The sequence below is a fragment of the Enterococcus sp. AZ196 genome (assembly GCF_050498845.1).
In the GTDB taxonomy this organism is placed as follows: domain Bacteria; phylum Bacillota; class Bacilli; order Lactobacillales; family Enterococcaceae; genus Enterococcus_A; species Enterococcus_A murrayae.
This window is the reverse complement of sequence record NZ_JBIPAM010000002.1, coordinates 71,722-95,122: the sequence shown is the minus strand read 5'-3', so window position 1 is coordinate 95,122 and position 23,401 is coordinate 71,722. Positions and strand designations below refer to the sequence as shown.

At 41.1% G+C, this 23,401-nt stretch carries 31 protein-coding genes and 1 pseudogene; 29 read left to right on the top strand and 3 right to left on the bottom strand.

Annotated elements, in window-relative coordinates:
* Positions 1-14 precede the first annotated feature (14 nt).
* The 13 genes from IGI67_RS18275 to IGI67_RS18215 all read left to right on the top strand — a co-directional run bounded on the left by IGI67_RS18275 (position 15) and on the right by IGI67_RS18215 (position 9,221).
* Positions 15-794 (top strand): WxL domain-containing protein, encoded by a 780-nt coding sequence (locus tag IGI67_RS18275; RefSeq protein ID WP_429958744.1) that lies wholly within the window; start codon positions 15-17, stop codon positions 792-794.
* 135 nt (positions 795-929) lie between these two features.
* Positions 930-1,667 carry a WxL domain-containing protein gene (locus tag IGI67_RS18270; protein ID WP_429958743.1) on the top strand — a complete coding sequence of 246 codons (738 nt, stop codon included), beginning with the start codon at positions 930-932 and terminating at the stop codon, positions 1,665-1,667.
* A 67-nt stretch (positions 1,668-1,734) separates the two neighbouring features.
* Positions 1,735-2,820 carry a DUF916 and DUF3324 domain-containing protein gene (locus IGI67_RS18265; protein WP_429958742.1) on the top strand — a complete coding sequence of 362 codons (1,086 nt, stop codon included), beginning with the start codon at positions 1,735-1,737 and terminating at the stop codon, positions 2,818-2,820.
* Complete coding sequence (locus IGI67_RS18260; RefSeq protein ID WP_429958741.1) at positions 2,798-3,556, top strand: class A sortase; 759 nt, start codon at positions 2,798-2,800, stop codon at positions 3,554-3,556. Before IGI67_RS18265 ends, IGI67_RS18260 begins: the two co-directional genes overlap by 23 nt.
* 18 nt (positions 3,557-3,574) lie before the next feature.
* Positions 3,575-4,165, top strand: a complete 591-nt coding sequence (locus tag IGI67_RS18255; RefSeq protein ID WP_429958740.1) for a hypothetical protein — start codon at positions 3,575-3,577, stop codon at positions 4,163-4,165.
* Entirely contained in the window at positions 4,149-5,591 is a 1,443-nt protein-coding gene (locus IGI67_RS18250; RefSeq protein ID WP_429958739.1) for a helix-turn-helix domain-containing protein, read from the top strand. The genes IGI67_RS18255 and IGI67_RS18250 overlap by 17 nt, the downstream gene beginning before the upstream one ends.
* Positions 5,592-5,705: 114 nt before the next feature.
* Positions 5,706-6,176, top strand: coding sequence for a MarR family winged helix-turn-helix transcriptional regulator (locus IGI67_RS18245; protein WP_429958738.1), 471 nt, complete (start codon positions 5,706-5,708; stop codon positions 6,174-6,176).
* 5 nt (positions 6,177-6,181) lie between these two features.
* Positions 6,182-6,898: a B3/B4 domain-containing protein gene (locus IGI67_RS18240; RefSeq protein ID WP_429958737.1), complete on the top strand. Its 717-nt coding sequence runs from the start codon at positions 6,182-6,184 to the stop codon at positions 6,896-6,898.
* Positions 6,899-6,945: 47 nt separating this feature from the next.
* Entirely contained in the window at positions 6,946-7,134 is a 189-nt protein-coding gene (locus IGI67_RS18235; RefSeq protein WP_429958736.1) for a hypothetical protein, read from the top strand.
* A 120-nt stretch (positions 7,135-7,254) separates the two neighbouring features.
* Positions 7,255-7,545, top strand: a complete 291-nt coding sequence (locus IGI67_RS18230) for an ArsR/SmtB family transcription factor (RefSeq protein ID WP_429958735.1) — start codon at positions 7,255-7,257, stop codon at positions 7,543-7,545.
* A 10-nt stretch (positions 7,546-7,555) separates the two neighbouring features.
* The gene (gene arsC, locus IGI67_RS18225; protein ID WP_429958734.1) at positions 7,556-7,972 is read left to right on the top strand and encodes an arsenate reductase (thioredoxin); all 417 of its coding nucleotides are present in this window, start codon (positions 7,556-7,558) and stop codon (positions 7,970-7,972) included.
* A gap of 12 nt (positions 7,973-7,984) precedes the next feature.
* Positions 7,985-8,971, top strand: a complete 987-nt coding sequence (locus IGI67_RS18220) for a permease (RefSeq protein WP_207109934.1) — start codon at positions 7,985-7,987, stop codon at positions 8,969-8,971.
* 19 nt (positions 8,972-8,990) lie between these two features.
* Positions 8,991-9,221, top strand: a complete 231-nt coding sequence (locus tag IGI67_RS18215; protein ID WP_207109935.1) for a thioredoxin family protein — start codon at positions 8,991-8,993, stop codon at positions 9,219-9,221.
* A 47-nt stretch (positions 9,222-9,268) separates the two neighbouring features.
* On the opposite strand, the gene IGI67_RS18210 is transcribed toward IGI67_RS18215, so the two are convergent.
* Complete coding sequence (locus IGI67_RS18210) at positions 9,269-10,102, bottom strand: Cof-type HAD-IIB family hydrolase (RefSeq protein WP_429958733.1); 834 nt, start codon at positions 10,100-10,102, stop codon at positions 9,269-9,271.
* A gap of 303 nt (positions 10,103-10,405) precedes the next feature.
* Between IGI67_RS18210 and IGI67_RS18205 the strand changes: the two genes are divergently transcribed.
* The 4 genes from IGI67_RS18205 to IGI67_RS18190 all read left to right on the top strand — a co-directional run bounded on the left by IGI67_RS18205 (position 10,406) and on the right by IGI67_RS18190 (position 13,057).
* Positions 10,406-11,323 carry a PhzF family phenazine biosynthesis protein gene (locus IGI67_RS18205; RefSeq protein ID WP_429958732.1) on the top strand — a complete coding sequence of 306 codons (918 nt, stop codon included), beginning with the start codon at positions 10,406-10,408 and terminating at the stop codon, positions 11,321-11,323.
* Positions 11,324-11,489: 166 nt separating this feature from the next.
* Complete coding sequence (locus IGI67_RS18200) at positions 11,490-11,927, top strand: hypothetical protein (RefSeq protein WP_207109938.1); 438 nt, start codon at positions 11,490-11,492, stop codon at positions 11,925-11,927.
* A gap of 9 nt (positions 11,928-11,936) precedes the next feature.
* Positions 11,937-12,566 carry a TetR/AcrR family transcriptional regulator gene (locus tag IGI67_RS18195; RefSeq protein ID WP_207109939.1) on the top strand — a complete coding sequence of 210 codons (630 nt, stop codon included), beginning with the start codon at positions 11,937-11,939 and terminating at the stop codon, positions 12,564-12,566.
* Between the two features lie 5 nt (positions 12,567-12,571).
* On the top strand, positions 12,572-13,057 hold the full coding sequence (locus IGI67_RS18190) for a flavodoxin domain-containing protein (protein WP_207109940.1): 486 nt from the start codon (positions 12,572-12,574) through the stop codon (positions 13,055-13,057).
* 56 nt (positions 13,058-13,113) lie between these two features.
* Here the strand turns inward: IGI67_RS18190 and IGI67_RS18185 are convergent.
* Positions 13,114-13,209: pseudogene (locus IGI67_RS18185) on the bottom strand.
* Between the two features lie 367 nt (positions 13,210-13,576).
* Here IGI67_RS18185 and IGI67_RS18180 point away from each other — a divergent pair.
* The 5 genes from IGI67_RS18180 (at position 13,577) to IGI67_RS18160 (ending at position 18,001) form a co-directional block, all read left to right on the top strand.
* Positions 13,577-14,281, top strand: coding sequence for a GntR family transcriptional regulator (locus IGI67_RS18180; RefSeq protein WP_429958731.1), 705 nt, complete (start codon positions 13,577-13,579; stop codon positions 14,279-14,281).
* Between the two features lie 165 nt (positions 14,282-14,446).
* Positions 14,447-15,787, top strand: a complete 1,341-nt coding sequence (locus IGI67_RS18175) for a PTS sugar transporter subunit IIC (protein WP_429958730.1) — start codon at positions 14,447-14,449, stop codon at positions 15,785-15,787.
* A 47-nt stretch (positions 15,788-15,834) separates the two neighbouring features.
* Positions 15,835-17,202 (top strand): glycoside hydrolase family 1 protein, encoded by a 1,368-nt coding sequence (locus IGI67_RS18170; RefSeq protein WP_429958729.1) that lies wholly within the window; start codon positions 15,835-15,837, stop codon positions 17,200-17,202.
* A gap of 8 nt (positions 17,203-17,210) precedes the next feature.
* Positions 17,211-17,441 carry a hypothetical protein gene (locus IGI67_RS18165; RefSeq protein ID WP_429958728.1) on the top strand — a complete coding sequence of 77 codons (231 nt, stop codon included), beginning with the start codon at positions 17,211-17,213 and terminating at the stop codon, positions 17,439-17,441.
* Positions 17,432-18,001: an ROK family protein gene (locus IGI67_RS18160; RefSeq protein WP_429958727.1), complete on the top strand. Its 570-nt coding sequence runs from the start codon at positions 17,432-17,434 to the stop codon at positions 17,999-18,001. The genes IGI67_RS18165 and IGI67_RS18160 overlap by 10 nt, the downstream gene beginning before the upstream one ends.
* A gap of 200 nt (positions 18,002-18,201) precedes the next feature.
* Here IGI67_RS18160 and IGI67_RS18155 read toward each other — a convergent pair whose 3' ends face one another.
* Entirely contained in the window at positions 18,202-18,969 is a 768-nt protein-coding gene (locus tag IGI67_RS18155) for a DeoR/GlpR family DNA-binding transcription regulator (RefSeq protein WP_429958726.1), read from the bottom strand.
* A gap of 212 nt (positions 18,970-19,181) precedes the next feature.
* On the opposite strand from IGI67_RS18155, the gene rpiB reads away from it, so the two are divergent.
* Genes rpiB through IGI67_RS18120 form a run of 7 tightly spaced genes read left to right on the top strand, consistent with a single transcriptional unit; the run spans position 19,182 to position 23,318 of the window.
* On the top strand, positions 19,182-19,631 hold the full coding sequence (gene rpiB / locus IGI67_RS18150) for a ribose 5-phosphate isomerase B (RefSeq protein WP_429958725.1): 450 nt from the start codon (positions 19,182-19,184) through the stop codon (positions 19,629-19,631).
* 15 nt (positions 19,632-19,646) lie between these two features.
* On the top strand, positions 19,647-20,291 hold the full coding sequence (gene fsa / locus IGI67_RS18145) for a fructose-6-phosphate aldolase (protein WP_429958724.1): 645 nt from the start codon (positions 19,647-19,649) through the stop codon (positions 20,289-20,291).
* A gap of 35 nt (positions 20,292-20,326) precedes the next feature.
* Positions 20,327-21,100 carry a triose-phosphate isomerase family protein gene (locus IGI67_RS18140; protein ID WP_429958723.1) on the top strand — a complete coding sequence of 258 codons (774 nt, stop codon included), beginning with the start codon at positions 20,327-20,329 and terminating at the stop codon, positions 21,098-21,100.
* A gap of 3 nt (positions 21,101-21,103) precedes the next feature.
* Positions 21,104-21,487 carry a dihydroxyacetone kinase phosphoryl donor subunit DhaM gene (dhaM, locus tag IGI67_RS18135; protein WP_429958722.1) on the top strand — a complete coding sequence of 128 codons (384 nt, stop codon included), beginning with the start codon at positions 21,104-21,106 and terminating at the stop codon, positions 21,485-21,487.
* A 25-nt stretch (positions 21,488-21,512) separates the two neighbouring features.
* Positions 21,513-21,935: a Lin0368 family putative glycerol transporter subunit gene (locus IGI67_RS18130; protein ID WP_429958721.1), complete on the top strand. Its 423-nt coding sequence runs from the start codon at positions 21,513-21,515 to the stop codon at positions 21,933-21,935.
* Positions 21,936-21,953: 18 nt separating this feature from the next.
* Positions 21,954-22,295: a Lin0368 family putative glycerol transporter subunit gene (locus IGI67_RS18125; RefSeq protein WP_429958720.1), complete on the top strand. Its 342-nt coding sequence runs from the start codon at positions 21,954-21,956 to the stop codon at positions 22,293-22,295.
* Between the two features lie 30 nt (positions 22,296-22,325).
* Positions 22,326-23,318, top strand: a complete 993-nt coding sequence (locus tag IGI67_RS18120) for a dihydroxyacetone kinase subunit DhaK (protein WP_429958719.1) — start codon at positions 22,326-22,328, stop codon at positions 23,316-23,318.
* The last annotated feature ends 83 nt before the right edge of the window (positions 23,319-23,401 follow it).

The window sequence follows — 23,401 nt, the reverse complement described above, 5'->3', positions numbered from 1 at the left end:
GAGGAGAAAAAATTATGAAAAAAGTGAAACTTATGACCGTAGCAACCTTGGCTGCACTCTCTCTATCTACAGTTGGAGCACTGACTTCACAGGCGGCTTCTGTCGATTACGATTCAAACGGCGTCGTCGAATTTATTCCGAATACGGATCCGACAAAACCAGTCGATCCAACCGATCCAGATCCAACGAATCCCGTTGATCCCGTCGATCCGACTGATCCAGATGGTCCAAACCCAGGAACAGACGGCCCACTATCGATCGACTATGCCTCATCTTTAGACTTTGGGGTAAATAAAATCACCAATAAAGATGAAGTGTACTATGCAAGAGCGCAACAATACAAAGATGGACGCGCCGCTACACCAAACTACGTTCAAATCTCTGACAACCGCGGAAATAACGCCGGCTGGACATTAAAGGTGAAGCAAAATGGTCAATTTAAAGCGACAGGTACATTGAACGATACATTGACTGGTTCAGCAGTGAAGCTGGTCAGCCCAACAGTCAACAGCAATTCTACCGCTGTTTTTCCGACAGCAGCGGCAACGATTGAGCTAGATCCGGCTGGTACAGAAAGCTTGGTTATGTCTGCGAAGGTAAATCAAGGGGCAGGAACGTATACCAATCGTTGGGGGACAGTAGAAACAGTCAAAGAAACCGATAAAGATGGAAACGAAGTCGATGCAGATGTGACGAAGGCAGTTACATTGGCAGTACCCGGCAGTACACCAAAGGATGCGGTGAAGTACAGCACTTCACTAACCTGGAGCTTGTCAGACGTACCAGGTAACTAATAGTAAAAGAATGATCGAAACATGGGTTGAAAGCAAAAGCACAAAGGATTTTGCTAAATCAAAACTGAACGATTTCGTTGGAGCGTATCCGACAGGAGAAATGAATCGGTTTATATAAAAAAGGAGAGTAATACAATGAAAAAATTTGGTTCTTTATTTTTAGCAACAGCTATTTTAGCAGGACTTACGGCAGCACCTGCAGTATCACTGGCAGCAGACGGAGGAAATTATGACTCAAATGGTGTGATCACCTTTACACCAAATACAGATCCAACAAATCCAGTCGATCCAGTCGACCCGACAGATCCGATCGATCCAATTGATCCAACCGATCCGACCGGTCCAAAGCCAGGAACATCAGGCCCATTATCGATCGATTATGCGTCAAGCTTAGATTTTGGTACACAAAAGATCACTTCTAAAGATGAAGTTTACAAAGCGAGGGCCCAAAAATACCTCGACAAAGACAGCAATGAAAAGATAGGACCTAACTTTGTCCAAGTAACCGATAACCGCGGAACAGAAGCTGGCTGGACATTGCAGATGAAGCAAAATAGTCAGTTTGCTACAACAGATGCGGATGAACTAACAGGGGCTGAAATCACCTTCAAAAATGGGAATGTCGTGACTGCCTCTGATTCAGTAAAACCAACAGGCCAAGCGACGATCGTAGCCGACCCATCAGGAGACTTAAAGGATGTTATGTCAGCAAAAGCAGGTCAAGGAGCAGGAACTTACTTGCTTGATTGGGGTACGGATGCGGCTACTGCGGCTGAAAGTATCGAGTTAAGTGTCCCTGGTTCAACTACGAAATATGCGAAAAAATACTCGACGACATTTACTTGGGTTCTTAGCGACGTTCCAGGAAACTAATCAATTAGAAGGATGAAGAAGGGATGTTCTCAGCATCCCTTTCTTTCACTGAGAGGATAAAGAGACGATGAAATTTAGAAAATTCACGATACTGGCAATCACTGTTTTAAGTAGTTTGATGATGGCAACACCAAGCTTTGCTTCGGAGTTCAATTTTGCGGTTACCCCAAAGCCCTCAGAAAACCAACTCGATAAGCAAAAGACGTATTTTGATTTGTTGTTGGCACCGAATCAGGAAGATACATTGACCGTTGATTTGCGAAATGATACGGACAAAGAAGTCGTGGTAGAAGCTCAGATTCACAGTGCAACCACCAATGGCAACGGCGTTGTTGAGTATAGCAAAAATGAGATCAAAGCGGATAAAACGTTGAAATACGATATAAAAAATTATGTAGAAGCACCAGAGGAAATCATCTTAAAGCCGCAATCGGCAGCTGAATACAAAGTAAAAATACATATGCCAAACGAAAAATTTGCCGGCATCATTGCTGGCGGTATCACATTTAAAGAAAAAAAGGCCGATCAAACAAGCGAGTCGTCGGATAAAAGCGGCAAGGGATTGGCGATCAAAAACGAATATTCTTATGTTGTGGCGCTGCTGATGAGACAAACGACAGAAAACGGCGATCCAGACCTGAAGCTGCTAAGCGCAAGCCCAGATCAACGCAACGCCCGCAATGTGATTCAAGGCAATCTGCAAAATCCTAACGCGACCTACCTGAATCAGTTAGCCACCAAAACGACGATTACAAAAAAAGGCAGCTCGGAAGCACTTTATACAGATGAGCAGTCTGAAATGCAAATGGCACCGAATTCCAACTTCAATTTATCAGTTCCATTAAAAGGGGATCGGCTAAAAGCTGGAAAATACACGATGAAAATTGACGCTTATGGGCAAAAAGACCAAAAAGGCAGCTATCCCTTCCAAGCAAAAGGCAGTCAAAAAGAAGAAAATTACCGTTACCATTGGAGCTTGGAAAAGGACTTTGAAATCAAAGCCGATGTCGCTAAGAAATTGAATGATTCAGATGTTACGATCAAAAAGGATTACACTTGGATCTATATCTTGATCGGTGTTCTTTTATTATTAGTGATCATTCTATTCTTAATCTGGCGCAAGAAAAAAAATGACCAAAAAGCTTCGGTTTAGCCTTATCCTGATTTATTGTTTAGCGATTTCCTGTCTATTCGTGCCTTTTATAAAACAAGTGCTGATTATTTATCGGACGCAAAATGTTTCGATTAAAACGAGCGAAACGATCAGGTCAGCGGAGGATGTTCCGCTGGAAGCAGTGCAGCCGCCTGATTTATCCGATGTCCTAAAGTTTGAACAAAGACAAACCTTCGATTCAACCGGCCAGATTGTTATTCCGGGGATCGAAATCAGCCTGCCGCTTTTTTCAGGTGTAGTCAATGATCAGCTTTTGGTTGGTGCAGGGACTCTTTTTCCCGAGAGGAACCCAGAAAAACAAAACATGGTCGTGATCGGTCATCATCTAGGTCAAAATAATCTGTTGTTTGGCAAGCTGCTGGATGTCGCTGTTGGCGATGCCATCTATCTGGAATACCAGAGCCAGTTTTATCAATACAGGGTCAGCCAAACTCAGACGATTCAGCAAACCGAGCTGCACGTTTTAGAGAATAGAAGCAAAGCCGAGATCACACTGATCACCTGTGATAAGCCGACCCATACAGAGCAAAGATTTGTCGTCAAAGGCCGCTTAGTTACGCCAGCGAAAGGGATCAAGCACAGAGTAGCACAGCAGAGGCGCTTGATCGAAACAAAAAATCAACAAAGAAATCTGACCTACTGTATCGTTGTAATGCTTCTCTTTCTAGTCAGTTTGGTGATTGGAATACGAATCATTACTAAGATCAGTAAGTAACAAAAAAGGAGTGATGGGATGAAGAGAATGTGGACACGTTCATTAGTGGTAGCTATTGGGGCTTCGATCTTTCTATATTCAGAGCATGTCTTTGCCACTACTGCCATTTATGACCCGCTAGATCCGCAAAACACAATTACTCCAGTACCCAATGAGGATCATGAGATGAGTGATTATTTGCTGGATGATTCTGCAGCGGTAGAATCTTCTGAAATTAATGCATCAAAAGACCAAAAAGCTGAAGTGATCTTGGAAAAACCAGAAACGGATGAGAGCAGCAATGATACGGCTCAAGCTGAAGACCAATTGGAAGGTCTGCTGCCTGATAGTAAATTGAAACAAAAGGAGGCGGGGGATGTTTTTTTGACGCCCTCTCCTTATCTGCCTAAGCTGGACGGCCATCCAAAGAATCAAGTCCTGATGCTGGACGATGACTTTTTCTTTTCAATGAATACCGTAGTAGTTCCGCCGGATAGTGGAGGAGGTTCTGCTGGTGCCCCCAATGATTTTTCGGATCTTGCTCAAAGCGCGTATCTGTTGTCAGGTGTTGTCTTATATGGTGAGGCCAGTGGGAAATTGACACCAAGGGTGAGTGATCACTTTGCTTGATAATTTATTAGCAAAAGAAGAATGGCGGAAGTACCAGCTTTTAAAGCGGTTGGAGCGGAGCTCTTATTTTGCGTTATCCAAAAAAGAAATCATGGATCACTTAGAAATTTCCAATTATGTTCTTAAAAGCACCATTGAGCAGCTGATCCAGGATCTTGAAAAATATGGATTGACTCAAGAAATTCACGTTTATTTGGAGGAGCCCTTTGTTCAACTGGAGATTACCGGGACCGCCAGCTCAGAGACGCTTTTAGAAAAATATGTCGAAGAATCCATCGGCTTCAACATTTTGTCAGGGGCTGTTTTAGGCAAGTATAAATCATTGAATGAGCTTTCTGAAAAGGCCGTGATCAGTTATCCGATCGCCTACAATAATTATAAGCTGCTGAATGAGTATCTCACCGGATATGGACTTAAGATCGATAAAAAATTTCGACTTGTCGGCGACAGCGAAAAAAATGTTCGTCTGTTTTTGACGGAGCTGTTTGTCCGCATTTATAAATGCAATTACGTTATTTTTGGGCAAACAAAAGGAAGTCTTGTTCAGGCCAAGCAAGCGGCACTGGAAAAGACCAAAATGACTGTCCATCAAAAAACCGCGCTAGAGCATTATTTATACGTGACTGATTTAAGAATTCGTCAGCAAAAGTATGTCGAAAAGGATGTCAAAAATGTTTTAGCAATGGAGGATGTCAGACAAGCAATGAGCGATCGCTTCTTTGAACGGGTTCCGGTTGAAGCGCGGGAGGCAGAGGCTAGAGCTTTCTTGAATTATTACTACTCTTGCTCAGAGGAGTTAGGTAGAAAACTGACATTGCAGGAAAACAAGCAGATAGTGAACTGGAGCCAAAATTTACTGTCGAGCTTGATCGAAGGCTTTCCTAAACTGACAAGGATTCCCGAGAAGTATGAACGCTTTTTAGAGCAAAGTCATTTTCTGCATTTTCAATTATTGGAAACTAGTCAAGCCAGTGAAACCATTCAGCCTGAAATCAATATCGCATATTTTCAGCAGAATTATCCAGCGGTTTTAGATTTTTGCCGAATCTATATCGCACGTCTGCAGCAGAATGAGCCAAAATTATTTAATAAGAAGAAGCAGCTTCTCTTTCAATACTTATTTCTGATCCTAGAGACCTTTTCAAAAGATGCCCTCGTAGAGACGATCAACGTTTATGTCGATTTTTCTTTAGGCAGCTTGTATAACCAATTTATTACGGATAATCTGAATTTTTTCCATTTAGTTGGGACGAGAATTGTTACAGATATTGAATCGGCCGATATTTTATTGACCGATTCTAGAGAGATGGGAAGAGCGTATAATCTTGACTGCGTCGTATGGCTGTCCCCGCCACGCCCGCTAGACTGGGCCAATCTTGGGCAAAGGATCATACAGAAAAGAAACGAAAAAACAAAAGAAGCATAGGAAAACTGACCCGTTTTTCTATGCTTCTTCTGTGTTTTTCAATAAATGGTCTTTTTTGTTGCATTTGCAACAAAAATAAATTATGATAGGCGTGTCTTAGATAGGAGGGATGAGATGACCGATGTTCTTAGAGATATTGGAAAGATAGCCCGAGCCTTAGATTCTATCGCCAATATTGAATTTAAAGATTACCAGCTTTCGAAGGGGCAGTATTTATATTTGAGCCGAATTTATGAAAATCCCGGCATCATTCCTGACAAATTAGCTGAGATGATCAAGGTCGATCGAACAACGGCCGCTCGAGCCATCAAAAAGCTGGAGGAAAAAGGCCTTATCGAGAAGAAGGCTGATTTGGAAAACAAAAAAATCCGCCGCCTATTCGTTACCTCTGAAGGTGCCGAGCTTGCGCCCATTATTCAGCTGGAAAACGAGTATTCCAACCAAATGGCGTTGCATGAGCTCTCTCCACAAGAAGTCGCCGCTTTTTCCCAAGCCTTGAAAAAGGTCGTGGCGAATATTGATAAAGAATGGCTATCCGTTAAAAAGGGAAATAAAAGATCGTATTTAGAACAAATAAAGGAGTAAATCACATGACAAAATTTATTGCAGATCCATCATTTTGGGAAGTTTTCCCCGAGGCGCAAATCAATGTGCTGATCGTAAAAGGAATTGCAGACAATCAGGCAAAGACCGATGATTCCTACTTGCTTGAGTTATTAGCGAAAGGAAAGGAAGCAGCGAAGGGCTATCTTCAAGAAGAAACCTTTAGCCAAAATCCGGTTCTTGCCCAGTGGCGCGGGGCTTTTAGCCAGTTTAAAACAAAAAAGGGTGCCCGTTCTTCTATTGAAGCGCTATTAAAAAGAGTCAGTCAGGATCGGGCGTTTTCTCCAATCAACCCATTAGTAGATATCTATAACAGTATTTCGCTGGAATTTGCAGTGCCATGCGGTGGAGAGGACCTACAAAAAATTGCCGGAGAGATTCACTTAGGTCAAGCAGCTGGCGGTGAAGCCTTTTTACCTTTGGGCGCGGAAGCAGATGCACCGGCTTTACCTGGTGAGATGATTTATTATGATGACGAAGGAGCAATATGCCGCTGCTTGAATTGGCGGGAGGCGCAACGAACGATGCTGACGGAAACGACCAAAGACGTCATCTTCTTTATGGAATCAGTCAACGCTGAGCAGGCTCAGCGCGCCGATCAAGCGATGCTGGAATTAAAGAAACGGATCGCGGATTATTTCGAGGTGGAAGGAACCGATTTTGTTGTGAATGCTGAAAATTCACAAGTGACTATTGAAGGCTGAAAGCAGGGCTCTTTTTAGAGTCTTGCTTTTTTTAAGGTCCTGATCTGATGGGCGAGGCGATCCAGAATAGCAAAGCTCTTTTCGCGATTCAAGCAATGTATCTGTATGTGCCGATGATTTTGATTATTTGTTCGATCATCACGATGCTGTTTTACAATTTGGATAAAATCTATCCGCAACTAAAAGCTGAGTTAGAGGAACGCAAAGATCTCGAAAACGAAGCAGATACCCTTTAGAAATTGGAACGAGTTGGATCTTTTGATCAGCTCGTTTTTTTGTTTAAAAACTGATTGACTTTATATAGATAAGTGTCTATATTATAGATAGATAAACATCTATGTAAAGGGGTGAAACATTTGGATTATGAAGGATTATCCATAATTCTGAAGGCTTTGGGAGATCCGAAGCGTTTGAAAATCATTAATTTGTTATCAGAGGGAGAATTGTGCGCTTGTGATATCTTGGCTCATTTTGATTTTACACAGCCGACACTTTCGCACCATATGAAGCTATTGGAGAACGCTGGATTGGTGACGGTTACTAAACAGGGACAGTGGCATCACTATTTTTTAAACCGAGAAGTTGTTGATCCGTTTTTGAAGGATCTGGAAAGAATGACAAAGAAGACAGCAGTTCAGAAAAATTGAGGAGATCATCATGAGTAAAATCTATTTTTTATGTACGGGAAACTCTTGCAGAAGTCAAATGGCAGAAGGCTTCGCGAAGAAATACTTTCCTCCAAACTGGAAAATTCGAAGTGCCGGGGTAGAGACTCATGGATTGAATCCCCGCGCTGTTCAGGTGATGAAGGAGCTGAACATTGATATTTCAGCCAATACCTCTGACCTGATCGATTCCGATTATTTTGATCATTCAGATATCATCATCACTTTGTGCGGCGATGCTAAGGACAAATGTCCTATACCGCCAAGTCAAGTCCGCTCTCTGCATTGGGACCTGACGGATCCGGCTAAGGCAACAGGAACAGAGGAAGAGATGATGGCTGAATTCAGAAAAACAAGAGATACCATCGAAGAAAAGATGAAAAAGCTGGTTGCTGATTTTATAGAATAAAAGGAGAACATTATGTGGAACTGGGTGAGTGATCAGGTATTCAAAATGTTATGGCTCAACGAATTAGCGGGTAAATTGGTTGAGCTTGTCGGCTTGTCACTAAAAAGCAGGCTGGGAAGCAGTCTGCAGTTTTTTATTTTTGATACGATCAAGATTTTTATCCTTCTGTCAGTTTTGATCTTTACGATGGGCGTGATCCAATCCTTTTTTCCACCTGAAAAGACAAAGGTGCTTTTAGGGGGATTAAAAGGCTGGAAGGGAAATATTTTAGGCGCACTTTTAGGAACGATAACTCCGTTTTGCAGCTGTTCTAGTATTCCGATTTTTATTGGCTTTACGACGGCAGGACTGCCTTTAGGTGTGACCTTTTCCTTTTTGATTTCTTCGCCAATGGTTGATATTGCATCGATTATTTTGTTAATGTCGTTTTTCGGTGTGAAGGTGGCCTTGCTATATGTTGCCGTTGGGCTGGTTTTAGCAGTAGTTGGCGGAACGATCATTGACAAGTTGGGGATGGAGGATGAGATTCAAGATTACATCAAAAAAATGGAAGCGTCTGCAGCTTTTGTCGAGGAGCTGGCATGGAAGGATCGGGTTCGTTTTGGCCTTGATCAAGTAAAAGAAGTTGCTGGGAAAGTATGGCCCTATGTAATTATCGGGGTAGGAATCGGGGCTGCCATCCATAACTGGATTCCTCAAAGCTTTATTCAAAATGTCTTAGGAGAAGGGAATCCGTTTGCTGTCGTTTTGGCTACACTCATTGGTGCGCCAATCTATGCGGATATTTTCGGTGTTTTGCCGATCGCTGAAGCACTTTTTAGTAAAGGCGTTCCTATTGGTACATTGATGGCCTTTATGATGTCTGTCACCACTCTTTCACTGCCTTCAATGATTATGCTGAGTAAGGTGGTAAAGCCTAAACTATTAGGAGTGTTCATTGGGATTTGTCTGGTGGGCATTCTAATGATCGGTTTTGCTTTTAATGTTTTACCAATATAAAAACGAGAGGATGAAGAAAATGATTATCAAGGTTTTAGGTCCAGGGTGTAAAAATTGTCAAAATCTAGAGAAGAATGTGAAGGAAGCGTTGACTTCTGCCAACACAGAGGCGGAAGTGGTCAAGGTCACCGATATGGTAGAGATACAAAAATATGGCATTATGAGGACGCCCGGCTTAGTCATTGATGAAAAGGTCGTAGTCTCTGGCCGTGTCCCTAAAGCAAAAGAAATTCAGAAGCTGCTTTCATAATGATACAAAAAACAAGCTGAGTCTCATGACTCAGCTTGTTTTATAGCTTAAAGATATTTTTCTAGTCCCACTGCGATCCCATCCTCATCACAAGTAAGCGTGACATCGTCTGCGACAGCCTTCAACTCTTCAACAGCGTTGCCCATCGCAATTCCGATCCCAGCATATTCAATGATCGAGCGATCGTTATGCCCATCACCGAATGCGATCATATTATAAGAATGAATGTCCAGATCAGGAAAGACAGTGTTCAAGGCTTTGGCTTTATCGATTCCTTTGTCTGTTAGCTCAAAATAAAAAGGAGCAGAAAAAGCGGCAGTAACCGTCTCGACAAAAGGCGCATGGATTGCCTCAGCATATTCCTGCAAATAATCAGGTTGACCTGCTATCAAGATTTTATTGATGGGAAATGTTGCGAAGGCTGCCAAATCATCGATCTCGCAAAGCTTAAAATTGCCGCCGCGAGCTTCATATTCAATAATATTGAAGTCGCCATCAGGCAAATGCAGCGTATTGTTGTAAACGTCATTTACATAAAGATAATCTTCCCTGTCAATCATCGGAGTAACATCAAATTTTTTCAGATGATCTAAGATTGCCTGTCCCGTTTCAACACTCATCGCTTGATTGAAAACAACCTCCTTCGTTAAACAATCCGTTACGCGTGAACCATTATATGAAACGAGATACCCTTCATATTTTGTCATTTCCAGCTCTTCTGCAAGCTCAAACATCCCTGTTGTAGGTCGACCAGATGCTAAGATTACCTTGATGCCTTTTTCTTGTGCCGCAATTAAGGCTTGCTTGGTCTTTTCAGAGATGATTTTTTCAGAGGTTAGTAACGTACCATCGATATCTAGTACGATTGCTTTGATAGCCATTTCATCACATCCTATCTTGTATTACTTCAAGTCTACTATCGGCCGAAGATGATGTAAATGGTTTCATTTGTAAACGGCGTTGGAATTTGCTTCTGTCAGAATCAAGGCTGAAAAGAGTCCTCCGACTTTGCTGGAGTTGTGAAGAATAAAATAGAGAACAAATAATCAAAAAGTATTTGCGGCTGCATTCATTGCATCTCCTCAATAAGAAGTAAGGGCTTAAGCTACTTTATTCGCTTTTATTGCTCATTCTAGGTACCATCAATTGTGAAGAAAGCATTGAATCCATTTGGAGGCGATTTTTTGAGGAAATTTGATTATGAGCTGATCGATGTGTTTACAGATGAGCCATTTGGCGGGAATCAATTAGCCGTTTTTAAAGATGCGGCGAAGTTAACAGACGAAGAAATGCAGCGAATCACCAGTGAATTGAACTTATCAGAGGCAACCTTTATCACCAGTGCAGCGCAAGACAAAGCGACGGTGAGAATCTTTACTCCGAATCGAGAAGTGCCGATTGCTGGTCACCCGACAATTGGTACAGGGTATGTGTTGGCAAGAGATGGACTGATCCAAACGGTTGAGGGGGAAAATTCTTATCTATTCAAAGAGCTGGTAGGCGAGATTCCAATAAAACTCTATAAAAAGCATGGGGAAATTGAAATAGTTGAGATGATCCAGCCGATTCCTGATTTCAAAGCTGTTATTGCAGATAAAGAGTCTGTTAGTGCGCTGCTATCAATTGATGCCATAGACATTTCAGATAGGTCTCCCATGCAGATCGTTTCTGCAGGAGTGCCGTTTCTATTTGTCCCGATCAAGGGTTCAGCTGCAATGAAGCAAATAAAATTTAGACAAGATGTTTGGGAAAAAGAATTTTTAGCCAAAGGATGGGAAGTGGACATCTTCGCGTTTTCACTAGAAACACTGGATAAGAAGGCAACGGTCCACAGCCGGATGTTTGGCCCAACGATGGGAATTTCGGAAGACCCAGCTACTGGTGCAGCCAGTGGACCTTTAGGTGCTTATTTAGTCCATTATGGGCTAGTTTCTGAAGAATCAGAAGGAAACTATTTAATAATCAGCGAACAGGGAATCGAAATCGAGCGGCCAAGTCAAATCAGGATAACCATAAAAAGCAAAGAAGGAAAGATAAACCATGTTAGTATTGCTGGCTCATCAGTAGACATCGGGTATGGGACGATCGTATTAAAGGAATAGGATAAATATAATAAGCCTTCGTAATCATTGATTTATCAACGGTTACGAAGGCTTATTTCATTTTTATCTTTACAAAAGAGATCAGAAGGTATTGACAGGCTAACGATTGTTCGCTAAACTGTAGAAAAGAGAACGATCGTTAGCTAAAGTTCGAAAGGAGAGCACAATGAACCTCTATTTTGGTGATGCAATCAGCATCAAAACAACTGTTTTACTAGTGATTTTTCTAGTCTTTCTTGGTGGGATAGTAAAGAAGAGGGCAGAAGTTCGTCATTGGGGACGGTTTGTACTAGGTATTTGTTTGGTCGGTTTGTCTATTTGTATTTTAGGAGCGACCAGAGATGGCCTGCACTTCACCGTTCAGCAGGCGATTGATGGTTCAGTTGAGCCAGGTCTTTTTCCGCTAGTTAGTGCACAAACGATTGTTGGAGCAGCCTTAGGAATCGTGATTGTCATTTCGGCTATTCTTTGTCTATTTTTGAAAAAGCAGCGTGCTAGAGAAGCCTTGTTTTTCATTATTGCAGGGAGCATACTTTTAAAAATTGTTATGATCGAAGCATCCAGAATCATGCTCGTTCTCGCTTCAGCAAATCTATTTTTATAGGAGGAAGTTATGTCAAAGCAAAATACAAAGGAAAAAATATTACTTTCTGCTCTAGAACTCTTTTCAACAAAGGGCTATGAAGGAACCTCGGTCCGGGACCTTGCGAGAGCAGTTGGCATACGAGAAAGCTCGCTTTACAAGCATTTTAAGAATAAACAAGCGATATTTGATGCGATCTTAGCGTACATGGAGAGCTATCACAATGAAAAAATGAAGGAAATGGCGATGCCGTTAGGACGGTTTGAAGAAATAGCAGGTGATTACAGTGAGCTTTCACTCGATCATTTGTATCAAATCAGCTCAGCATTATTTTTAATGAGCTTCAAAGATACGGTGGAAATTCAATTCAGACGCATGCTGACAATTGAACAATTTTCAAATCCGGAAATAAAAGCAAGCTACAAAAAATATTTTATCTCTGATATTTTACACTATCAAACGATGCTTTTTTCCGAAATGATCCAGCAAGGGCGCTTTATCGAGTGTGACCCAAAAGTTCTTGCTCTACAGTTTTACTCACCGATTTACACCTTACTTGCTTTATACGAGGGACAGCTGGAGAAAGAAGAAGAGGCGCTAGCCATTCTAAAGGAACACATTTTTCAATTTGATAAAAGATACAGCAGTGAAGGGAAGTGAAGAGTATGAATACGTTGATTGTCTATGCATCGCAAAAAGGCAGCACTGCCGATTGTGCTCACTACTTGAAGGAGCAATTGACGGGAGAAGTCACTGTGGTGAATGTGAAGGAGAAGATCCCCAAGCTGGATGAGTTCGATACGATCATAGTCGGCGGGTCTGTTCATATGATGAAGATCCAGAGAAAGATTGCCTCTTTTTGCAGTCGCTATAAAAAACAGCTGCTTGAGAAGAAGCTTGGATTATTTGTTTGCTGCTATACCACAGAAGGAGATGCCAAATTTTTTGACACCTTTTTTGATCAACGGTTGTTGACCCATGCTAAAATTACTAGTATTTTTGGTGGGGAAATGAGGTACGATAAATTGAACTTCGCCTACCGCAAGCTGTTTCAATCGTTGAACAAAATTGAAGATTTTCGCAAGGAGTTTGTGGAACCAGAAATTAACTATGAAGAGATAGCTAGATTTGCGCAAGCCATCAATGGATAAGAAATGAAAGAAAGAACAAAGGTATAAATTACTGCCTTTGTTCTTTCTTTATACAACGTGGATGGCAGGATTCGAACCTACACCTCGTATTAAAATGAAACAAACCGTCGTTTTCAGTCCCACTTCTGAGTCTAAACACCAAGTTCATCCACAAGAAGACTCTACGATAGTTAGCTTATAGAAAGCTTAAAAGCGTGGTAAGAAATTTTAAAGTCAAAATATAGCATAACGAAGCTGTAATGGCTTTTGATTTCATCAAGAATTTTTCCATTAGTGGTCAAAACGTGCAGCTGCTTCAATGTTGCAAACACAGTGATGGATTTTCCTTCAATTTTGAGCTTTCGATCAGCCCAATTGTCTGTGGGCTAGTTAACCCTGACATTCTTTAATCGAATTCCTTTGTCAGAGCACAAAAATATTTCCGCCATAAGCAATTAAATAATTTGTATATATTGTTTACAACAGAATCTATTTACATTAATATATAAGTATATACATATTTCGAAGGGGAGGTAAATAATGCCTAAATACAAAGAGATCGCTATGGCGCTTAAGGAGAAAATCATTGAAGGTGATTATAAAGAAGGCGAATTATTGCCGGATCAGGAGACGTTAGCTAAGACCTTTGATACGAGTCGAGTCACTGTGAGAAAAGCCATTCAGGTTCTTATTGATGAAGGATTATTGTATACACGACGCGGATCGGGTACTTATGTACGAAATAATATAAAGAAGGACAATACAAATGTCACTCAGATTAACAGCGTTTTTGGTACTTCTGCTCAAGAAGGGGCTGAGGTAACGAGCAAGGTTATTCGGTTTGATGTTCGATTTCCGACAAACTATGAGGCTGAAGCGCTGAAAATCAAAAGCGTTGATCCGGTTTATGATATAAAGCGGGTAAGGTACGTCGGCGATGAAGCAAGGAGCATCGAAACTTCTATTATGCCATTAAGATATATTAGGGACTTAGATGAAAATATTTTAAAGGGCTCCATCTATAACTATATAAGAGATGATTTAGGCTATGTTATCAGCGCAGCTCAACGTGTGATCATTGCCTCAAAGGCAAACGAACTAGATAGTGAAGAGTTCAATATCGAGATTGGCGATCCTATACTAGAGACCAACCAGGTTGTTTTCTTTGATGACGGAACACCGTTCGACCTTTCCAAAACAAGGTATCCGTATACATCTGGTAAAATTGTTGCAGATATAAATTGAGAATTTTTAAGAGATTTCAGCTCAAACACATGTGACTGAAGTCTTTTTTTTAATCCTTTTAAATATTAGTGTATACTAATATAAATTAAGTATTTACAAAAACTTTTTCAAGTGATATCATATTTTCAAAGCTAACGCGTAGCTAAAAAATTGGAGGTAAATACAATGAATGAGGAGAAGAAACAAAAAAGGGAGGCCATGATGGGAAAATTTGTCATGACTGCTCAGAAAATTGGAAATCAAATTTACTTAAGAACGCTACGAGATTCATTTGCGACGATCATGCCCTTATTTATTTTAGCTGGTATCGCAATTTTGGTTAACTCTGTGGTATTAGATTCTACCGGCTGGTTTAAAAATATCATTAGCGCTGAAACAATGAATACTTGGCAAAGTTGGGGAAATATCATTACTAATTCGACATTGAATATTACGGGGATTATTCTTACTATCTCGATTGGCTACTTTTTAGCAAAAAATCGTGATTATGACCATCCTATTGGAGTAGTGATTGCAGTAGTTCCGGCTTTTCTGACGTTATTGCCGATGATGATTGACGTAACACCGATGAATGCGGAAAAAGCAGTTGCGATTAATGGTGTTATTAGCTATGGCAATATTGGCTCAAAAGGAGTTTTTGCGGCTATTATTACTGGTTTATTAGCGACAGAACTATATATTCGTTTAACAAGATCAAAGAAGCTGAAAATTAATCTTGGCGACAGTGTTCCTCCAGCAGTAGGAAAATCCTTTAATACAATGATTCCGTTGATTATTGTAGTTTCTCTATTTGCTTTTGCATCTTTTCTAATTCAATTGACTGGGAATGATTTTATGGCGATGATTGAACAGTTTATCCAAGAACCTTTACGAGGAGTGGGAACTTCATTACCTGGGTATTTGTTTTTAGTTTGTTTAGGAAACTTGCTGTTTTCATTCGGTATTCATCAATCGGTCATTACCGGGCCAATCCTTGATCCACTATTGATGGTGAACATGAATCAAAACATGGACGCTGCAGCGGCTGGACAAGCTGCTCCTCATATCATTAATTCTGCTTTTCATCAGGTATATGGTGCCTTGATGGGGGGAACGGGGTCAACGATCGCGCTCATCCTAGCAATTCTGATCTTCAGCCGCTATCGCCCATATAGGGACTTATCTAAATTATCGCTGGGTCCGAACATCTTCAACATTAACGAACCGGTAATTTTTGGACTACCTATCGTATTCAATTTACCGATGGTTATTCCATTCGTTTTATCACCGATTGTTGGTACTGCTATCGGTTATGCTGCAACAGCGACAGGATTAGTGAATCGCTGTGTGGTAACAATTCCATGGACAACACCTCCGTTTTTAAGTGGATTTTTAGCAACAGCAGGAGATTGGCGAGCGATTATTGTTCAAGCAATTATTATTGTTGCGTTGATCTTCCTTTATCTGCCATTCCTAAAAATTAGTGAAAGAGTTGTTCGTGCGAGTGCGGAGGAATCACTATCCTAATTTGAAAGGCGAAAGTTACTTCAAGAAAAGAGGATTGGACTGAGAAAATGGAAGATAAGGATTTTTTCTGGGGGGATTCTTCCTCCAGCATGCAGACAGAAGGAGCATGGAATGAAGGAGGAAAAGGCTTATCCGTATATGATGTGCGCGAAGCAACGGAGACAACCTCGGACTGGAAGCACGGTATCGATCGCTACAATCGGTATGAGGAAGATTTAGATTTGATGCAAGAAATGGGAATGAACTTTTATCGTTTTCAAACTTCTTGGTCGCGAGTAAACCCAACTGGTGACGGCACATTCAACGAAGAAGGATTTCTTTTTTATGATCGCTATATCGATGCGATGCTGGAGCGAAACATTGAACCGATGCTGTGTTTGTATCATTTTGATATGCCGTTGCATTTAGCAGAAAGTTACGAAGGATTTATGAGCAAACATGTTGTGGATGCTTTTGTGGAATATGGAAAAAAGGTAGTGGACCGCTACAAGGATAAAGTGAAATACTGGGTGACCTTTAACGAACAAAATCTGTATTCGACTCCATTAGCATTATTATATGGTGGTACATTAAGAACGCCTGATACTACCAATAACATCCATCAAATTGCCCACAACGTCATGGTGGCACATGCTAAAATTGCCAATTATATCCATGAAATAACAGATGGTAAGATCGGCGGAATGTTGGCCTATTCCAACATCTATCCTGCAACGAACGATCCTAGGGATGTTTTAGTTGCCCGAGAATGGGATGAATTTGTGAATCAAAATCTGTTAAATGCATTTTGTGGTCGAGGATACTCGCGTCAGGTTAGGCATTTCGAGAATAAACATCTAAATCTAGATATTTCAGAAGAAGAACTGATGGAAATTGAAAAGGTTAAAAGTGATTACCTAGCCTTCAGTTATTATTGCTCTGGCTCAATCAGTCACCAAAATATCCCAAAGGAAAGTGCACCTAATTACTATTTGAGCTTTGGTGAGGTGGAAAATCCATTTGTTAGCGAAAATAAATGGCAGCTGGGAATTGATCCCCTTGGATTCAGAGATATCATCAATAAGATGTATCAAAAATACAATGTTCCAATTTTCCCGGTTGAAAATGGCATCGGTACGCAAGAAGTCTGGGATGGTGAAAATCAAATCGAAGATGACTACCGAATTTATTATCATGAGCAGCATATCCAAGCGATGAAGGATGCGATGGAAATCGATGGCTGTGAGGTTTTAGGATATCTTGGCTGGGGATTGATTGATTTGCCGAGTTCAAAAGGGGACATGGAAAAAAGGTACGGGATGGTTTATGTCAATCGAGGAAATCATGACTTGCGTGATATGAGACGAGTATCAAAGAAAAGCTTTTATTGGTTTAAAGAATTTCTGAAAAAAGAAAATAATAGTGACCATAATTGAGGTGAAAAGTGATGGAAGCATTACTCGTACTGGATGTCGGCGGTACATCAGTAAAATATGGTGTTTGGAAAAATAACCGGCTAGGGAATTGCGCTTCTTTTGAAACTCCTAAAACTTGGGCAGCGATGAAAGCAAGGATTCTTCAACTGAAAGAGCAAGCGGGTAAAAAAACTTGCAGGTGCAGCGATTTCTTCACCAGGAGCAGTGGATATAGAAAAGGGAATCATTTATGGTTCTAGCGCGATCGATTATATTCATCAGTTTTCCAATTCGAGAAGAGCTGTCTGAGCTTTTGAAGCTGCCGGTCTCCATTCAAAATGATGCCAATTGTGCGGCGTTGGCCGAAGTTTGGCAAGGTAATGCTCAAAATGTAAATAATTCTGCGTGTCTGATTATTGGTTCTGGGATTGGCGGGGCCGTAGTTGTAGATAAAAAGCTGATATCAGGCAGTCACTTATTTGGCGGTGAATTCGGTTTTATGATCATTGATTATAAAAAGAATATCACGTTAAGCGGAGCAGGCTCTCCAGTGACGATGGGGAGAAATTTTTCAAACGACCGAACCGATGGAAAATACTACAGTGGCGCAGACGTTTTTGCTCTAGCCGAATCACAAAAGGCAAAAGACTATGTAGATGACTTGCTTCAGGCGATTGCTGTTGGCGCGTATAATTTGGCAGTCACCTTTGATCCTGAAATTATTTTAGTAGGCGGGGCTATTTCTCAAAATCAAAAAGTTATTCTTGAAATTAATGAGCGACTGGATTGGTTCCTGTTGTCAAACCCTGTAAGTTTCTAAATAGAACCAACATGTTGGGTGCAGTATATCAGTTCTATTTGGAAAACTCAAAATAGAATGAAGAAATAAGAATGATCGATAAGGGATTAAGAAAAACCTTATCGATCATTTTTTTGTTTAATTTTTTGCCCTGAGTTTCTCGGCAATAAGAATTACTTGGTATCTAGAAAGCTAAATGATTTCAAAAAAAACATCTCATTTTAATTAAGGAAAGTCACGACTGAACCATAGTACTGTTTGACCTCATCTAAGATATCCTCATCAGTGATTAGTCCAGTCAGCTGCGGCAAAGTCGCAAATGTGGCAATCGATTTTTTCTCAAATTTCGAGCTGTCGATCAATGCGATAGTTTGCGAAGCTAATTCGACCATCCGTTTTTTAAGCTCCACTTCATAAAGATTGAAATCAGATAATCCTTCAGTCGCAGATATTGCATAAGCAGATGTGAACAACGTATCAATATTTACTTTTTTCAAAATTTCAACACCCAATATGCCTTCGACAGCATTTGAGCTGCCTTTTACGACACCGCCAATCAAAACGACCGTCAAGTTCAAATTCTCCTTCAATAAAGAAGCTGTCCGAAGGCCATTGGTCAAAACAGTGATTCGAAGATCCGACTGGCTGATCAGCTTAGCTAACTCATAGCAGGTTGAACTGGCATCCAGAACGATGCATTCACCGTTTTCAATTAATTGGAAAGCTTTTTTGGCAATCTCCGCTTTCTTTTCAATATTCTTTTGCTTTCGAATATCATAATTTTTATCGATTTTCAAGGTTTCGTCTTCTTTCGAACGAGTGGCGCCACCATGCGTTCGGATCAGCATATTGTTATTACTTAGATAATTCAAATCTGATCGGATGGTTGCTTTTGAGACTTTTAGCTCTTCAGTCAGTTCATTAACAGAAATAGAATCACGATCCTGCAGCATAGCAAGGATTTTTTCTCTTCGTTGGTTTGTATACATAATATTTCCCTCCACAGTTCTCATTGGAATTAGTATATAGTAAATAGAAGAAAAAAACAATAGATAATCATCTTTTTGGTTTCGTTTGTAATCAAAAAATCTGTTTTATTTTCGGTAAACAAAAGAAAAACGAAAATAAACGAAAATAAAGATTGACAAAGCGAAAACCGGCAGTTATTATGAAAGTACGAAAAGAAAAAGGAGAGATAAAAATGAAGATCGGGATTGGGTCAGACCATAACGCATTTGAGATGAAAAGACAATTAATGGCATATATAGAAGAAAAAGGTTTTGAGGTGAAGGATTACGGCTGCTATTCGCCGGATGAAGTCGATTATCCAAATATCGCGTTTGGCGTGGCAAATGGCATAGTAGATAAGGAAATTGATCGAGGGATTCTCTGCTGCGGTACCGGAATCGGCATGGCAGTGGCAGCGAACAAGGTTCCCGGTGTACGGGCGGCGCAAGTTCATGACACGTATTCAGCAGAGAGGGCTCAATTAAGTAACAATGCTCAAATTATCACAATGGGTTCGAAAATCATCGGTGTTGATGTGGCAAAGAAAATTGTCGATGAGTATCTTTCGGTTACTTTCGAAGGCGGCAACTCAGCTCGAAAAATCGATCAAATCATGGACATGGAAGCAGAACACGTGAAATAGGAAAGAGGGAAAATAATGAAATTCTTTTTAGATACAGCAAACGTTGAAGAAATCAAACGAATCAATGCACTAGGCTTAGTAGATGGTGTAACAACCAATCCAACGATCATTTCAAAAGAAGGACGAGATTTCAAAGAGGTTATCACTGAGATCTGCGGATTGATTGAAGGACCAGTCAGTGCGGAAGTCATCGCACTCGACACCGAAAATATGGTTAAAGAAGCCAGAGATATAGCGACTTGGGCAGAGAACGTGGTTGTTAAGATTCCTATGACGGAAGATGGTTTACGAGCGGTCAACATCCTGTCCAAAGAAGGGATTAAAACGAACGTGACTTTAGTCTTCACCGTAGCACAAGGTTTGATGGCAGCTAAGGCTGGCGCGACATTTGTCAGCCCGTTTGTTGGCCGACTTGATGATATTGCTACAGACAGTTTAGCGCTGATCAGCAACCTGAAAAAAGTTTTGACGCAATATGGCTATCAAACAGAGATTATTGCTGCCAGCATACGCAGCTTGAAACATGTGGAAGATGTTGCTGAACTTGGTTCGGATATCGCAACGATACCAGGGATTTTATTCCCGAAACTGTGGTCACATCCATTAACAGACGCCGGAATCCAAGCATTCTTAAAGGACTGGGAAGCATTTAAAAAATAATAGAATAGAAGAAAAATGAAAAGGGGGGAACGATCATGCGAAAACCAACTGTTGGGATCAGCTTGAAGCTTTATCAAAATCAGATCGACAAAGCGAGAGACTTTGCTCACGCGATCGTTGAAGAAGTTGGTGAAGAGAAAAGAATTGAACAATTCATGTGTCCTGGAATGGGTGTCCTTTATCCTGTAGCAATGATTTTAAAGGAATCAGAGATCGGACTGGGTTCACAAAACATCGCTCCTGCAGCAAATGGTGCTTATACTGGAGAATTTTCTATCGAATCCTTAAAGGAAATGAAGGGCAGTTATGCGGAAATCGGCCATATTGAACGTCGCACGATTTTTAATGAAGACGATGAAATGATCAATCAAAAAGTGCGGCTAGCTTTGGATTATGACGTGACACCGGTTCTATGTATCGGAGAAGTCACAAAAACCGATGACTATCAAGAAATCAAAGACTTAATGAAGAAACAGCTATTTCTTGATCTTTTCCAGCTCGAAGGGAAGCAAGTTGAAAAGATCATTCTTGCCTATGAACCAGCTTGGGCAGTAGGAAAGACCTGTGCTGCTAGTGCAACCCATGTCCATCAAGTGCATGGTTTGATTCGTGAATGTATTAAAGAACTGTATGACATTCAAACGGCTGAAAAGATCCGAATCATTTATGGCGGCTCCGTTTCTCAAGAAAATGCGAAGCTGATCGTCTCTAATGAAAATGTCGATGGTGTGTTTGTTGGACGTTTCGGGCATAATCCTAAAAACTACGCGACGATTGTTGAAACGGTAAGGAAAGTAAAGGGGGAATAAAAAATGTTTGGAATCATTCTTGTTTCTCATAGTCAGAAAATCACTGATGGGACGAAAGAAATGATTGAGGAAATGACTGGAACTAGTGATGCGGTACGCATCATCTCAGCTGGGGGAACTGGTGATGGCCGGTTGGGTACAAACTCAGTCATGATTATGGAAGCAATCGAGGAAAATGCGGACTGTGATCACATTCTTATCTTCTGCGATATTGGAAGCGCTATTCTAAGCTCTGAAACAGCGATTGATCTAATTGATGATGAACAACTGGCAGGAAAAACGGAGATCATGGATTGTCCATTGGTAGAGGGGGCTTTCGCAGCAGCAGTTCAAGCAACGGTTTGTCAGGAAAGAGAAATGATCATTCAAGAGTTGGCACAATTATAATTTATATAGAAAAGGAGCGAAAAAAATGAAATTTCTAAGAAGTATGGTAGGGTACATGATTGCTGGAGTTATTGTTATGTCAGTTTGGAATGAGCTGGGCAGTTTCGGCATCTTCGGTGGGTATTTAGCAGCAGGTATTATTATTGGACCAATGTGGTTTATGAATCATTATGTAAATTTGACCGGTAACGAAGATGATGCAGCCTTCGTAGACATGGGGCTTGCGATCGGTGTTTGCGGGATTGCTCGGGATTCATTTATGCAAGGTGCTTCGGCATTTACTGCTTCATTGCCGACGATTGTGTTAGTTATTTTGGGTGCAGCAATCGGCGGTGTCGTAGCGGCAGCATTTGAGAAGAGTGTGGCAAAAGAAGAACTACGTGAAGAAAAAGCTCCAGAACCTGGCATGACTGAAAAAGAATTAGATCGTTTAGTTGGCGAAGATTAAGGAACGGAGGAAAAATAAATGACTTTGGGTTTAGGATTGGCAACATTGTGCGGTGGATTTTTGTTTCCTTTTGTAATCCGCATGGCATGGGGAAAGATGGTGGATAATTGGGGTCCAATCGGCGGTTGGATGGCAGCACTATTTATTGTTGGAACGGTTTGGTGTATCAATCATGGGATTTCCACACCGATGATCACGCAATCAGGAGCAGCTTGGGTCGATCAAGGGCTGGCAGCTGGCGTTGGTGTTTGGGTGGCTTCCGCATTAGTTGGCGGAAACGTGAAGAAATCATTTCCGAAAATTGCAGCCGCGGTGATCGGCGGACTGTTGGGCGGCTTTTTACTATCTTTGTTCTTATAAAAATAAACATAAAAAAAGGAGAATGGGAATATGAAACGGTTAATCAATGACGGCTATGAAGTAGTAGAGGAAATGTTAGAGGGATATGCGGCGGCAAACAAAAATTATGTATCATTAGATCTTGAGAATCGCGTTGTTATCAGTAAATTAATGAGTGAAGAACCACGTGTACGAGTGATCGTCGGCGGCGGATCTGGGCATGAGCCGATGTTCTTGGGCTATGTTGGGAAAGATTTCGCAGATGCGGCTGTAGTGGGGAATGTGAATACCTCGCCTGCACCAGACGCTTGTTACGAAGCGGTGAAGGCGGTTGATAGTGGAAAAGGTTGTCTTTACTTATATGGGAACTACGCAGGCGATGTCATGAATTTCGATATGGGTGCTGAAATGGCGATGGAAGAAGACGGCATTCGTGTTGAAACTGTAACGACGACGGATGATGTTTATTCAGCTAAAGATAAAAAAGACCGTCGCGGGGTTGCAGGAGATTTGCCAGTCTTTAAGGTCGCAGGAAGTGCGGCAGCTAAGGGCTATGATCTGGATCAAGTCAAAGCAGTGACAGAAAAAGCCAATGATAATACGTATTCACTAGGTGTAGCCTTATCTTCTTCTACGTTGCCAGTTACCGGTGAAGTGATTTTCCAAATGGATGAAGGCGACATGGAGATCGGTATGGGGATTCACGGTGAACCTGGAATCGAACGCCGTAAAGTGGAAAAAGCGGATGTAATCATTGATGAGATTATGGAGATCATCCTTGAAGATTCTAAAATCGCTGATGGTGATGAGGTATATGTCTTGGTAAATGGACTGGGAGCATTACCAGTGATGGACCAATATGTCTGCTATCGCCGTGTCGATCAAATTTTAAATGAAAAAGGGATCGAGATTCATCGGACAGACGTAGGAAATTTTGCAACTTCAATGGATATGGCTGGAATGTCAGTGACTTTAGTCAAGTTGGACGATGAGATCAAAGAACTGCTTGATGCGCCGTGTGACACACCGTATTATAAATTGTAAGAAAAGGCTTTCGTTCTGATTCTCAGATTTGTTCAAAGTAGGAATGAAGTTCTTTTTCAAGAATAAAAAAAAGAGGTGTAAAT